This window comes from Burkholderia sp. 4M9327F10 (assembly GCF_005503145.1).
In the GTDB taxonomy this organism is placed as follows: domain Bacteria; phylum Pseudomonadota; class Gammaproteobacteria; order Burkholderiales; family Burkholderiaceae; genus Paraburkholderia.
Map to the genome: position 1 here is coordinate 1 of NZ_SCNV01000108.1, position 13927 is coordinate 13927.

A 13927-nucleotide genomic window follows, 5' to 3' on the forward strand; every position below is an offset into this window, starting at 1 on the left:
GTCGTCGGCAGCGTCAGATGTGTCTACGAGACAGCGTTACTTCCTGATGATGAAGAACTACGCGACCTTCAATCTCGGGCAGTCCTACTATCAGCACGATAGCGTGTGGGCCGTGATCAAATCCAAGCTGCCTGTCTCGATCACGCTCGGCTTATGGACGGTGATGCTCACCTACCTGATATCGGTGCCGTTGGGCATTGCGAAAGCAGTGCGCAACGGCTCCCGTTTCGACACCGTGACGAGCGTGCTGGTGCTGGCCGGCTACGCGATTCCAGGCTTCGTGCTGGGCGTGCTGCTGCTGATGCTGTTCGGCGGCGGCACGTTCTGGCAGGTGTTCCCGATGCGCGGTCTGACCTCGGATAACTTCCAGGACCTGAGCGTGTTCGGCAAGGTGCTCGATTACCTGTGGCACATTGTCTTGCCTGTCACCGCATCGGTGGTCGGCAACTTCGCTATCGTCACCATCCTGACGAAAAACACCTTCCTCGAGGAGATTGGCCGGCAATACGTGCTGACCGCAAGAGCCAAAGGGGCGCCGGAGCGCGACGTGCTGTGGAAGCACGTGCTGCGCAACGCCGCGATTCCGCTGCTGACGGGTCTGCCCGCCGCTTTCGTGGGCGCCTTCCTGAACGGCAACCTGCTGATCGAAACCCTGTTCTCGCTCGACGGCATGGGCCAACTGTCCTACGACTCGGTGATCCGCCGCGATTATCCCGTCGTGCTCGGTTCGCTCTTCCTGTTCACGCTGATCGGTCTTGTAACCAAACTTATTGCTGACGTCTGCTATGTCCTCGTCGACCCCCGCATCCAATTCAACCGCCTGGGCCGCTGACCCGGCGGCGGTCACGCTCGTCGCGTCGGTCTCGCCGTGGCGGCGTACGTGGCTGCGCTTCAAGAGCCAGCGTCTCGGTTACTGGAGCCTGCTGATTTTCGCGGCGCTGTTCGTGGTCAGCCTGTTCGGCGAAGTGCTCGCCAACGACCGGCCGCTGATCGTGCGCTACGACGGCCATTACTACTTTCCGATCGTCAAGGACTATCCGGAGACGCTGTTCGGCGGCGACTTCCCGGCGAAGACCAATTACCTGGACCCGTACATCCGTTCGCGCATCCAGGGTAACGGCAACTTTGCGCTGTATCCGCCGAATCACTACCACTACGACACGATCGACTATTTCGCGGCGCATCCGTATCCGGCGCCGCCGTCGTCGAGCAACTGGCTCGGCACCGACCAGTTCGGCCGCGATGTGCTGTCGCGCCTGCTGTACGGCTTCCGCCTCTCGGTGCTGATGGCGTTCGCGCTGACGATCTCGGGTGTAGTGATCGGCGTGCTCACGGGCGCGGTGCAAGGCTTCTACGGCGGACGCACCGACCTGATCGGGCAGCGCCTGATCGAAATCTGGAGCTCGATGCCGGACCTGTACCTGCTGATCATCTTCGCTTCCATTTTCGAACCGACGCTGTGGCTGCTGTTTATCCTGCTCTCGATGTTCGGCTGGCTGGTGCTGTCGGACTACGTGCGCGCCGAATTCCTGCGCAACCGTTCGCTCGACTATGTGAAGGCGGCCCGCACCATGGGTCTGTCGAACTGGCAGATCATGTGGAAGCACGTGCTGCCTAACAGCCTGACGCCGGTGATCACGTTCCTGCCGTTCCGCATGAGCGCGGCGATCCTCTCGCTCACCAGTCTCGACTTCCTCGGCCTGGGCGTTCCGCCGCCGACGCCGAGCCTGGGCGAGCTGCTCGCCGAAGGCAAGAACAACCTGGATGCATGGTGGATTTCGATTTCGGCATTCTCGGCGCTGGTGATCACGCTGCTGCTGCTGACCTTCATGGGCGACGCATTGCGCAACGCGCTCGATACACGCATGCGCGGCTCGGCATTTGGGGGTGGTAAGTAATGAGCAAGCCTTTGCTGGAAATTGACCGCTTCTCGGTGCGCTTCGGCGAGAAAGTGGCGGTGCAGGAACTGAGCCTGTCGATTGCACGCGGCGAGCGCGTCGCGCTGGTCGGCGAATCGGGTTCGGGTAAGAGCGTGACCGCGCTGTCGATCCTGCGCCTCGTGAGCGATGCGCAACTGAGCGGGCGCATGCTGCTCGACGGCGAAGACCTGCTGCAGAAGACCGAGCAGCAGATGCGCGGGATTCGCGGCGCAGATGTGGCAATGGTGTTCCAGGAGCCGATGACGGCGCTCAATCCGCTGTATACGGTCGGCCGGCAGATTGCCGAAAGCCTGCGGCTGCACGAAGGCATGCGCCCGAATGCGGCGCGCGAGCGCGGCATCGAACTGCTGCGCCGCACCGGCATTCCCGAGCCGGAACGCCGGATCGACAGCTTTCCGCACCAGTTGTCGGGCGGCCAGCGCCAGCGCGCGATGATCGCCATGGCGCTCGCCTGCCGGCCGCGTCTCCTGCTGGCCGACGAGCCGACTACCGCACTCGACGTCACGGTGCGCCAGCAGATCGTCGATCTGCTGATCGAATTGCAGGAACAGGAAGCGGCCGAACGCGGCATGGCCGTGCTGCTGATTACCCACGACCTGAATCTGGTCAAGCGCTTCGCGCAGCGGGTCGCGGTGATGGAAAAGGGCGTGCTGGTCGAAACCAACACCACTGAAGCGCTGTTCTCGAATCCGCAGCATCCGTATACGAAGCGCCTGCTCGACAGCGAGCCGCAGCGTTGCGTGGATGAGGTCGAGAAGGACGCCCGCCGCATTCTCGACGTGAAGGGCCTCGCCGTCGACTACCACGTGTCGGGCAAAGGTCTGCGCTCGATCTTCGGCAAATCGACCTTCCGCGCCGTGCACGATGTGGATCTGACCTTGCGGCGCGGTGAGACGCTCGGCATCGTCGGCGAATCGGGGTCGGGCAAATCGACGCTCGCCGCGACGGTGCTCGGCTTGCAGCACGCCGCCCAGGGCCAGATCGAGATTGACGGTCTGCCGTTGTCGTCGCTGAAGAACGGCCGTGAAAAGCGCGCGCTGTACTCGCGCATGCAGGTGGTGTTTCAGGACCCGTTCGGCTCGCTGTCGCCGCGTATGACGGTCGAACAGATCATCGGCGAGGGCTTGGCCGTGCATCGTCCCGACATCGACGCCAGAACACGGCGCGACCGCGTCGGCGCGCTGCTCGAAGAAGTCGGCATGCCGGTAGAATCGATGCTGCGCTATCCGCACGAGTTCTCGGGCGGCCAGCGGCAGCGCATTGCGATTGCCCGTGCGCTCGCCGTCGAGCCCGAGTTGCTGGTGCTCGACGAGCCGACCAGCGCGCTCGACGTGTCGATCCAGAAACAGGTGCTGAATCTGCTTACCAAGTTGCAGAAAAAGTATCAGCTGAGCTACCTCTTCATCACCCACGATCTCGCGGTGATGAAGGCGATGGCGCATCGTGTGATCGTCATGAAGTCGGGCCGCATTGTCGAAGCTGGGGATACGATGGAGGTGCTGCATGCTCCGTCGCATCCTTACACCCAGTCGTTGCTGGCGTCTTCCATGATGACGCCCGTGTCTGCTTCCCAAGAGAAAATTGCATGATTGATGAACGGTGGGCGCAAGCCGCCCGCACGCTGAAAGGCGAGGCGGATTTCTGGTCGCTGCGCATCGTCGACGAAACGATCGACGATCACGAAGTGCGTGACGACGTGGCGCAGCCGCTGCGCACGGTGCGCGACCGCGGCGCGATGCTGATCGCCTACGTCGGCGCCGGCGCCGGCTATGCGGCCACCGCCAATCTGTCCGCGGCAGGCCTGCAGGCCGCGCTCGACATTGCCACGGCGCGTGCCAGGGCGAGCGCGGCGCTCTCGCTGATCGATCACCGCGAGATCGCGCGTCCGGCGACGAGCGGCAATTATGTCTCGCCGAACGCCGGACATGCCTTGCCGAACCGGCGCGACTGGCTCGAGCGGCTGGCGCACGAGTGCGCGGCGGCCAATATCGACCCGCGCATCGTCGAACGCACCGCAGGCGTGCAGATTACGCACACTGACCAGCTTTATATGACTGGCGACGGCGTGCGCATCGACCAGCAGTTCCGCTTTGTGATGCCGCACCTGAGCGTCGCCGCGCATGCCAACGGCGACACGCAGGTACGCTCGCTCGGCAGCTACGGCACGCTCGCACAAGGTGGCCTCGAAGTGCTGGCGCGCTACGGTTTCGACGGCGCCGGCGCACGCGTGGCTCACGAAGCGCTGCAATTGCTGGGCGCGCCGAACTGCCCGTCGGGCAAGCGCGATCTGCTGCTGATGCCGGACCAGATGATGCTGCAGATCCACGAGTCGATCGGTCATCCGCTGGAGCTGGACCGCATTCTCGGCGACGAGCGCAACTTCGCCGGCTGGAGCTTCGTGAAACCGGAGATGTTCGGCAGCTACCAGTACGGCTCCGGATTGCTCAACGTGACGTTCGATCCGGAACTGCGCGAAGAAGCGGCGTCCTACGCGTTCGACGACGACGGCACACCCGCGCAGAAACACTACCTGATCCGCGACGGCCTGCTGGAGCGGCCGCTCGGCGGCGCGCTCTCGCAACAGCGCGCGCAGTTGCCGGGGGTGGCGAATTCACGCGCCTCGAACTGGAACCGGCCGCCGATCGACCGGATGGCGAACCTGAATATCGAACCGGGCGACCAGTCGCTCGACGAGATGATCGCCAATATCGAACACGGTATTTTGATGCGCACCAACACGTCGTGGTCGATCGACGACCATCGCAACAAGTTTCAGTTCGGCTGCGAGTTTGGCCAACTGATCGAAAACGGCAAGCTCACCCAGGTCGTGAAGCAGCCGAACTATCGCGGCATCTCGGCGAACTTCTGGCGCAGCCTGTCCGCTGTCGGCAACGCGAGTACCCGCCAGGTGTACGGCACGCCGATGTGCGGCAAAGGCGAGCCGGCGCAGATTATCCGCGTGGGCCATGCCTCGCCCGCCTGTGTGTTCAGCAATGTCGACGTGTTCGGAGGCGCATGATGAGCGACTTCATCACGTTGCAAGGTGCGTCCCCGGTGGACTGGCATCGTCATTTCCTGCTGCTCGCCGATGCGGTGGAGCATGCGCAGCAGGGCGGCGAAATCACGCTGACGTCGTTTTCGGCCGAGCAATCCGATTTCATCCGCTTCAACGCGGGCAAGGTGCGGCAGATCGGCAGCGTCTCGCAAGGCAAGCTGACGCTGCGCCTGATCGACGGCGCGCGCCAGGCGTATTCGACGCTGACTGTCTGCGGCGACGCCGAAGCCGACCTGCAGGAGGTGAGCCGCGCGCTTGCCACGCTGCGCGAAGGGCTGCGCGACGCCCCGGACGATCCGCACTTGCTGTTCGACAAGTCGCAGTGGGAGCGCTCGACGCGCCGCGCCGGCAAGGTGGCGGAGCCGCAAGCGCTGGTGCGCACCGTCGCCGAATGCGCGAAGGGCCTCGATTTCGTGGGCTTTTATGCCGGTGGCACGCTGGTGCGCGGCTTCGCGTCGAGCAAGGGCAGCCGCGGCTGGTACGAAGTCGCCAATTTCAGCTTTAGCTGGTCGCTGTACGACCCGAGCGGCCGCGCTATCAAGACGACTTACGCCGGCGACCACTGGAGCGACGCGGTCTTTGCCCGCAAGGTCGAACAGGCCGCGGCACGCTTGCCGGTGCTTGCGCTGACACCGCGCGCGCTGTCGCCGGGGCGCTACCGTTCGTATCTGGCGCCGTCCGCGCTCGAAGAACTGCTGGGCGTGACCTCGTGGGGCGGCTTTTCCGCGCGTGCCCAGGCCACCTCGCGCAGCTCGCTCTTCAAGCTGCACACCGGCGAGGTGGCGCTCGATCCGCGCGTCACTTTGACCGAAGACCTCAGCCTCGGCATCACGCCAGGCTTCAACGAGGACGGCTATCTGCGCGCGAGCGTGCCGCTGATTCAGGACGGCCGCAGCATGGAACGCCTGACCAATGCCCGCAGCGCCCGCGAGTACGGCTTGCAGCCCAACGGTGCGCTGGACTCCGAAGCACCGGTCGCGCTATCGATGGAAGGCGGCGACCTCGCGGAAGACGACGTGCTGGCGCAACTCGATACCGGTCTTTATATCGGCAACCTCTGGTACGTGAATTTCTCTGACCGGATGAACTGCCGCCTGACCGGCATGACGCGCTTCGCGACTTTCTGGGTGGAGCAGGGCAAGATCGTCGCACCGGTCGAGGCAATGCGCTTTGACGACAGCATGTACCGGCTGCTCGGCGACCAGCTCGAACGGCTCACCGCCCAGCCCGAACTGCTGCTGAGCGACTCCACCTGGGGCGAACGGGGCACCGGCGGCATGCACTTGCCTGGGGTGCTCGCGCGCTCCTTCGAACTGACGCTTTAAGCGGATGGCTAAAAACATAACAACAACATCGATTCCCGAAAGCCTGACGCTACGCGCCTTGCGCGTAGCGGACGCCGAACAGCTCCACGCGCTGGAGCAGCAGCCCGCCATGCTGCACGGCAACCCAAGCGCGCCTTATCCGACCCTCGAAAAGACGCGCGAGTGGATTAAGGGAATAGCTTCGCCGCAGGTCGCCATCGCGGCCGTGGTCGGCGATATACTGGTCGGCTTCGGAGTACTGTCGCCCGGCAAGGTGCGGCGCGCCCATACGGCGAAAATCGCCCTCGGCGTGCATGAGGCATGGCACGGCCGCGGCATCGGCAATGCTTTGGTCGCCGAAATGCTGGATCTGGCCGACAACTGGCTCGGCCTGCGGCGCGTCGAACTTTATGTGTTCGCCGACAACGAGCCGGCCATTGCGTTGTACCGGAAGCACGGTTTCGAAGTAGAAGCACGGCAGCGTGGCGCGTCATTGCGCGACGGCGTGCTGATCGATTGCTACTTCATGGCGCGGTTTCGCGAGCCGGCGCCATTCGCAACGGACCAAAATAATGAATACGAGCAGCGAGAGGTTTGAGAGAGCAGCAGAGGTCATACAGCGCATCACCGTGCGCGCCAGCGAAGCGTCGGACATGGAGGCGATCGCTGGCATCATGAATCAGCCGGGTGTGCGCCGGGGCACGCTGGGGAACGGCTATCGCACCACGGAAGCCATGGCGGCATGGTTTGCCGGATTGCCGAAGGGCAGCATCAACCTGTGTGCGGAGCTCGACGCTCAGGTGGTTGGCCATGCCGGCCTCGAGATCGCACCGCCGCGCCGCGCGCATAGCGCGCTCCTCGGCATTAGCGTGCACGATGCTTTCCAGGGGCGCGGTGTCGGCACGGCGCTGCTTGCGGCGCTGGTGGAGTGCGCGGATCTCTCGCTCGGTTTGCGCCGTCTCGAACTGACGGTGTTCACGGACAATGCCGCGGCCATCGCGTTGTATCGCCGCTTCGGGTTCGTCGAAGAAGGACGCTCGCGCGGTTACGCGATGCGCGACGGCGTGCTGGCCGATGTCTTGCACATGGCGCGTCTCGTCGACGCACCGTCCTTCGTGCAGCACTGACAGGAAGCCTGCGTGCCCTCATTTTTCATCGACCGACCGGTCTTCGCCTGGATTGTCGCACTCGCCATCATGGTGGCGGGGGCGCTCGCCATTCCGCAACTGCCTGTCGCCCAGTATCCGCGCCTCTCGCCGCCGCGCATCGTGATCATCGCGAGCTATCCCGGCGCCGCCACCGAGGTGGTCGACGGCGACGTGGGCAGCATCATCGAGGAAAGCCTCGATGGCGCCGACGGCATGCTGTACTACGAGACCAGCAGCGACGGCCAGGGTAACCTGGAAATCGACGCGACCTTCTCGCCCGCCACCAATCCCGACATTGCGATGGTGGACGTGCAGAACCGCCTGAAGCAGGTCGAGCCGCGCCTGCCGCAGCAGGTCGTGCAGAACGGCATCAGCGTGTTCAAGGCGGCGAACACCTTCCTGATGCTGGTGGCGCTGACCTCCAGCGACGGCACGCGCGACTCGACCGAGCTCAGCAACTACCTCAACCGCTACATCATGCGCGAGCTGAAGCGCGCGCCTGGCGTCGGTTCGGCCGAGTTGTGGGATTCCGACGAGGCGCTGCGGATCTGGCTCGATCCGATGAAGCTGCGCGAATACGGCCTTTCCGCGGGCGACGTGAATGCCGCGATCACGGCGCAGAACGCCTCGGTGACGGCCGGCACGCTCGGCGACGCGCCGTCGGTGCCGGGCCAGCAACTGGTCGCCTCGGTGAGCGTCAGGGGGCAACTGGTGTCGCCCGAGGAATTCAGCCAGATCGTGCTGAAGGCCAAGGCGGACGGCTCAGCGGTGCGTCTGCGCGATGTGGCGCGGGTCGAACTGGGCCGCGACGATTACTCGTTCTGGTCGCGCCTGAACGGCCGTTCGTCAGCCACGGTCGGGATTCAGCTCGGACCGCGCGGCAATGCGCTGGAAACCTCGAACGCGATCCGCGCGCGCCTCGCCGAGCTGTCCAGGAGCTTGCCGCCGGGCGTGCAGGTCGAAATTCCGTTCGACAGCGCGCACTTCGTGCAGATCGCGATCCGTGAGGTGGTGTACACGCTGATCGAAGCCGTGGTGCTGGTGTTCTTCGTGATGTGGCTGTTTCTGCGCGACCTGCGCTATACGCTGGTGCCGACGGTGGTGATTCCGGTCACGCTGATGGGCGCGTTCCTGGCGATGTGGGTGTTCGGCCTGTCGATCAACGTGTTCACGATGTTCGGCCTGGTGCTGGCAATCGGGATTCTGGTCGACGATGCCATCGTGGTGGTCGAGAGCGTGCACCGCGTGATGGAGGAGGAGGGCTTGCCGCCGCGCGAGGCGACCCGCAAGGCGATGTCGCAGATCGGCAGCGCGATTGTGGGCGTGACCGCAGTGCTGACGGCGGTGTTCGTGCCGATGGCGTTCTTCCCGGGCAGCGTGGGCGGCATCTACCGGCAGTTTTCGGTAGCCATGATCGCGTCGATGCTGGTGTCCTCCTTCATGGCGCTTTCGCTCACGCCGGCGCTGTGCGCCAACCTGCTGAAGCCGACCGGCACCACGCCGCATCAGCGCGAGGTCCGGCGCGGCCTGCGTGGTCTCTTCGCGCGGGGCGCATCCCGGTTCGCCGATGGCTTCGAGCGCGCCTCGCAGGGCTACCGCTGGCTCACCAACCGCACCGTGCGCCGCGTGGGCCGGGTGCTCGCCGTGTACGCCGTGCTGGTGGGCATCTGCGGGCTGCTCTACTGGCAGATGCCGGGCGGCTTTCTGCCGACCGAGGATCAGGGGCAACTGCAGGTGATGATCCAGCTGCCGGCCGGTTCGACCCAGGCGCGTACGCTGGCGGTGGTCAAGCGCGTCGAGCAGATCCTGCACCGGCATGCCGAGATCGCCCACGTGACGAGCCTGATCGGCTGGAGCTTCCAGGGCACCGGCCAGAATGTCGGCATGGCCTTCGTCGAGCTGAAGGACTGGGACAAGCGCAAGCTCAGTGCGATGCAATTGCAGGACCAGTTGAACGGCGAGTTCTCGACGATCCTCGACGGCCAGGTGGACGCGCAGTTGCCGCCGTCCGTGCCGGGCGTCGGTCACTCGGATGGCTTTGTGTTCCGTCTGGAAGACCGTGGCGGGGTAGGGCTCGATGGACTGAAAGCGGCGCGCGAGCAACTGTTCGCCAAGGCCAAGGTGGACCCGGTGCTCGCCGACGTCCACTCCGAGGACCTGCCCGATGCACCGCGTATCGAGCTGACCATCGACCGGGCCAAGGCATACGCGCTCGGTGTCTCGTTCGACAAGATTTCCGACCTGCTCGGCAGCACCTTCGGCTCGACCTACATCGACGACTTTCCGGCCAACGGCCGGATGCGCCGTGTGGTGATAGAGGGTGACGCGAGCACGCGCATGACCGACGACGACCTGATGGCCCTGTCCGTGTTGAATTCGCAGGGCACCCTGGTGCCGCTGTCGGCCATCGCGTCGCGCAAATGGACCGTGGGGCCGGTGGCGCTCAGCCGCTACAACGGCTATCCGTCGCTCGACGTGAGCGGGCGTGCTGCGCGCGGTTTCAGTTCGGGTGCGGCGATGGCCGAGATGGAGCGGCTGGCCGCAGCACTGCCGGTAGGCGTGACGTACGACTGGGTGGATGCGGCGCGCGAGGAGACCGTGGCGGAGAAGCAGACGCCGCTTCTGATCGGCTTGTCGCTGCTGGCGGTGTTCATGGCGCTGGCGGCGCTGTATGAAAGCTGGACGATTCCGTTCGCGGTGCTAATGGTTGTGCCGCTCGGTGTGATTGGCGCGGTTTCGGCGGTGCTGCTGCGCGGCATGCCGAACGACGTGTACTTCAAGGTGGGCATGATTACGGTGATCGGCCTGTCGGCGAAGAACGCGATTCTGATCGTGCAGTTCGCGCGCGATCTGCACGCACGCGGCTTGCCGTTGACGCGCGCGGTGATCGACGCTGCCAGTGCGCGTTTCCGGCCGATTGTGATGACATCGGCGGCGTTCTTGCTGGGCGTGGCGCCGCTGGTGGTGTCGGGCGGGGCCGGCGCCGAGAGCCGCCAGTCGATCGGCACCGGCGTGTTCGGCGGGGTGCTGGCGGCGACGCTGCTCGGGCTGGTGTTCGCGCCGGTGGCGTTTCATGCGGTGGTGTCGGTTGTGCAGGGCCGGCGTGGGCGCTCTGCTGCGCCGCCGGAGCGCAGACCGGGCGAACGTAAGCCCGATCCGGCCCGCTCGGATCGGGAGATGGAGTCGAGTAAGTGAGTGGGGTGCGCTGCCGGCTCGCGTGACGGGCAGCAGGCAGCGCGCCGCTTTATTCGCTCAGCGGCCGGCCGGCTTCCAGCCAACGCGTCAATTCCCGCAGGGTCAAACGGTAGCGGGCAAAGTTATGCTCACCGAGGCGCGCGATGTCTCCTTTCACGGTTTCGGTGAGCCGCTCGGCGTCCTCTTGCGAGAGGCCGAATTCGGCGATCGCTTGCCCGAGCGGGTGGCGGTCGCGGACGACGCGGCTCACCAGTTCGTTGATCGCGTCCCGGTGGGTCGCGCGAAAAAGATCGGGCAGGCCCGCTGCCTGGACCTGCACCGCATATTTTTCGATCGAGCGGCGATACGTCCACGCGAACAGATCCGCGGCCGCGCTGGTGTCCAGCTGCTCGTAGACGCCGATCTTGGCCGCGCTATAGTCCTCGTCCGTCACGTCGAGAAAACTGAGTGGCGCGCAGTTGTACATCAGAAGCGGGATGTTTGCGCTTAAGCGGCTGGTTCGCTTGTTGCCGTCCTCGAAGGGCTGCAGATAGGCGAGATTCACCCAGAGGAAAAAGGCCGCCTCGATGGGATTCTTGATATCCCGTGCCTTCGCGACGATGATGCCAAGCATTTCTTCCAGTAACGAAGGCATATGCGCCGGTACGTAGACCGTATTGCTAATGTTCACGATCTTTTGGCGAATCGCGCCGAGTGCATCCTCGTCATGAAGAAGACCCTGCATCAGCAGCGTATGAATATTTCGCACCACCATGACGGTCAGTCCATATAACGGCACCTCGTCGATCAGGAATTCGATCGCGCGCTTGTGATTGAGCAGCATGATCGCGTCCTTGTCGTGTGGGTTGGCGTGGCCGGAGCGGAACAGCACTTCGGTATCGAGTCGCGTGTACCGGTTGCCTTCGAGCCGCGACGACGAGAACGACAGATCGATCAGCAACGGGGCGATAACGTTTCGTGCGTAGGTTCCCGCCGGCTGTTGCCCATGCATCCGTCCTTCCTTGAAGAGGTCGTTCGCTAGCGACTCGGACAGCAGGAAGGTCTGGTTCGGTTTGTAATCGTCGACGAAGCTGCGCTGGTAGGTCACCGCCTTGCGGGCGCCGAGGGGGGACTTGAGTACCGTGAGCAGGTCCAGGGCGCGCGCTGACCATGACGGCGACGCCTTGGGTGTGACGACGTCAGCGGGCCGGGCCTCCACCACCGTGGCGCCCTTGGAGGCGGACGGCAGACCCCAGCGCGACGACGAGGTGCTGCCCGATTGTTCGGCCTTACCGTCGGCCTTGAGCCGAGCCAGATAGCGCAAGACCGTCGAGGGCGATGCGCCGAGCGCCGTGGCGATATCTGCCCTGGAGACCGGGTGATGCCCCGCATCCCGCTGTTCGGCCAGATAGTTAAGGATGCTGTCGTAGAGTTCGCGCTTCGCCATATCGTTCGTCGCCAGTCGCTTGGAGGGGCCAAAATGACCCAAGATTGGATCTTGAGTCAATCTTAGGTCAAAATGATCGAAAAATGAACCAAGAATGACTCAAGAATGAGCTAAGAATGGTTCAAGATCCAAAAAATGACCTGAGATTGGTCTAAGCGGGCGTGAGTGAGGCACTGCGAACCGAGCGCGCTCGACCTCAGCGGGCGTCCTGGAACAGCAAGTGATCAGGAAAACAGCCGGAGTAGGGGAGTGCAAAAGAATCGCGCCGCAAACCGGGACTTCGAGAGTCCAGCGTGCGGCGCGAGATACAGCGTGATCAGCGAAAAAACTGAGCTTACTTCGACGCCACCAGAATCCACAAACGGGCAAGGTCAGCCGAACCATCGTCGCCCTTGACCGCCTTGAATGCCTGGATCGCCTTGGCCTTCTGACCGGCGATGAAATACGCCTCGCCCAGATGCAGTTGCGCTTGATCCGGATGCGGCAAGCCACCCTTGGCGATCAGCGCTTCCATTGCCGCCAGCCCCTGCTGAGCCTGGCCCGCGAACACCTGATTGAAGGCCAGGTCGAACGGCGGAATCGGCACGCCGTTGCTGTCGACCGTGCTGGTTGCCCGCTTTGCCGCCAGCGCCTGCAGACGCTTTTCGCGGTCTGCACCGGCATCGTGACCGAGCACGCCGGAGGAGAAGCCCTGATCGATCACCTGCTTGCCCTCTGCCGGGGTGCCCTCAATGATCGAGAGCTGCGTCATCTGCATATAGTCGTCAGCCGTCGTCAACGAACCGGTAGCACGGCGCAGACGATAGGTGTCGACATCCAGGTTCGACGCATAACCCGGCTTGTTGCGGATCGCCGAGAACAGGTCATCCCAGTACGACTGCTTCGGATGGAAGGCCACCAGCTTTTCGAGCGCACCGCGATAGGTGACCGAGTCGTTGGACTTCTGCGCGCAGGTGCCAAGCAACTGCAACTGCGACTCGTCCGGCGCATGGCCGGCGCGTGCCTGTGCGTCCACGGTCGGCTTGAGCAGGCTCACCACGCTCGAGCAATCGTTCGACAGGTAGTAGGACTGGATCAGCAAGGTCTGCATGTCCGGGTCCGTGCCGCCGGCTTTGCGGTAACGCTGCGCGGTCTTGATCGCGAGCGGGTAGTTCTTTTCCTGGAAGTAGATGCCGGCAAGAGCAGCGGTGGTGCGCTGCTCGTCTGCACCGGTCAGCTTGCCGGACGCGAGCAGCGTCTCGTAGGCCTTGGCTGCGGTACCGGAGTCGCCCGCTGCAGCCGCCGCAGCGCCGCGCATCTCTTCGACCATATAGGTTTCATAGGGCGTCTTGTTCGGCACGGCGTCAGCCTGGGCGATCTTCGCCAGTGCGTCCTGATACTTGTGAGCCCGGTACGAATCCTGTGCCGCGTTGAGCGGCTTGGCCACTTCGGGGCGCAGCGTGTCGGCGGCATGCGAGGCGGCCGGCAGCATGGCGAGGGCAGAGAGCCCCCCGAAAGCGGCCGCAATCACGGCACGCTTGAACCTTTGATGGATCATTAGCACTCCCACTTCCTTATTGCATGTACTGCTCGTTGCCGATCAGCCCGATCTTGGTGGCGCCAATGCGCTGCGCCGCAGCCAGCACGGCAGCCACATCCTTGTACGGCACCAGCTTGTTCGGCAGCAGATGGATCTCGGCCTGCACCGGCTCGGCCGCCACCTGCGCAAGCTTCGCATCCAGCGCAGCCTGGTCGGGCACCACCGTACCGTTCCACATCATCGTGCCGTCAAAGTCGATGTCGATCTGCACCACCTCCGGCTGCGTGAGCGGCGGCGGCGGGTTGCCCACCGGCAGGTTCATCTTGATGGCGTGCGTCTG

The 13927-nt window shown here is 64.2% G+C and carries 11 protein-coding genes; 8 read left to right on the forward strand and 3 right to left on the reverse strand.

The annotated features are described in order from the left end of the window. The 8 genes from FFS45_RS40350 to FFS45_RS40385 form a co-directional block, all read left to right on the forward strand. The coding region (locus FFS45_RS40350) for an ABC transporter permease subunit (RefSeq protein ID WP_137960186.1) at positions 1 to 832 on the forward strand (832 nt) is incomplete at its 5' end. Next, on the forward strand, positions 786 to 1898 hold the full coding sequence (locus FFS45_RS40355; protein ID WP_137960187.1) for an ABC transporter permease: 1113 nt from the start codon (positions 786 to 788) through the stop codon (positions 1896 to 1898). The genes FFS45_RS40350 and FFS45_RS40355, both read left to right, overlap by 47 nt. Then, positions 1898 to 3529, forward strand: coding sequence for a dipeptide ABC transporter ATP-binding protein (locus FFS45_RS40360; protein ID WP_137960188.1), 1632 nt, complete (start codon positions 1898 to 1900; stop codon positions 3527 to 3529). The genes FFS45_RS40355 and FFS45_RS40360 overlap by 1 nt, the downstream gene beginning before the upstream one ends. Then, positions 3526 to 4959, forward strand: a complete 1434-nt coding sequence (locus FFS45_RS40365) for a TldD/PmbA family protein (RefSeq protein WP_137960189.1) — start codon at positions 3526 to 3528, stop codon at positions 4957 to 4959. Before FFS45_RS40360 ends, FFS45_RS40365 begins: the two co-directional genes overlap by 4 nt. Continuing rightward, complete coding sequence (locus FFS45_RS40370) at positions 4959 to 6320, forward strand: TldD/PmbA family protein (RefSeq protein WP_137960196.1); 1362 nt, start codon at positions 4959 to 4961, stop codon at positions 6318 to 6320. Before FFS45_RS40365 ends, FFS45_RS40370 begins: the two co-directional genes overlap by 1 nt. Positions 6321 to 6324: 4 nt before the next feature. After that, positions 6325 to 6897, forward strand: a complete 573-nt coding sequence (locus FFS45_RS40375) for a GNAT family N-acetyltransferase (RefSeq protein ID WP_137960190.1) — start codon at positions 6325 to 6327, stop codon at positions 6895 to 6897. Further along, on the forward strand, positions 6872 to 7426 hold the full coding sequence (locus FFS45_RS40380) for a GNAT family N-acetyltransferase (RefSeq protein WP_137960191.1): 555 nt from the start codon (positions 6872 to 6874) through the stop codon (positions 7424 to 7426). Before FFS45_RS40375 ends, FFS45_RS40380 begins: the two co-directional genes overlap by 26 nt. 12 nt (positions 7427 to 7438) lie before the next feature. Next, positions 7439 to 10642: a multidrug efflux RND transporter permease subunit gene (locus FFS45_RS40385; RefSeq protein WP_137960192.1), complete on the forward strand. Its 3204-nt coding sequence runs from the start codon at positions 7439 to 7441 to the stop codon at positions 10640 to 10642. Positions 10643 to 10691: 49 nt separating this feature from the next. Here the strand turns inward: FFS45_RS40385 and FFS45_RS40390 are convergent, their stop codons facing one another. From FFS45_RS40390 to FFS45_RS40400, 3 genes are all read right to left on the reverse strand, one after another. Further along, on the reverse strand, positions 10692 to 12068 hold the full coding sequence (locus tag FFS45_RS40390) for a Fic family protein (protein WP_137960193.1): 1377 nt from the start codon (positions 12066 to 12068) through the stop codon (positions 10692 to 10694). A gap of 334 nt (positions 12069 to 12402) precedes the next feature. Then, positions 12403 to 13605 carry a tetratricopeptide repeat protein gene (locus tag FFS45_RS40395; RefSeq protein WP_137960194.1) on the reverse strand — a complete coding sequence of 401 codons (1203 nt, stop codon included), beginning with the start codon at positions 13603 to 13605 and terminating at the stop codon, positions 12403 to 12405. Positions 13606 to 13621: 16 nt separating this feature from the next. Further along, on the reverse strand, positions 13622 to 13927 hold a 306-nt coding region (locus FFS45_RS40400), incomplete at its 5' end, for a biopolymer transporter ExbD (protein WP_137960195.1).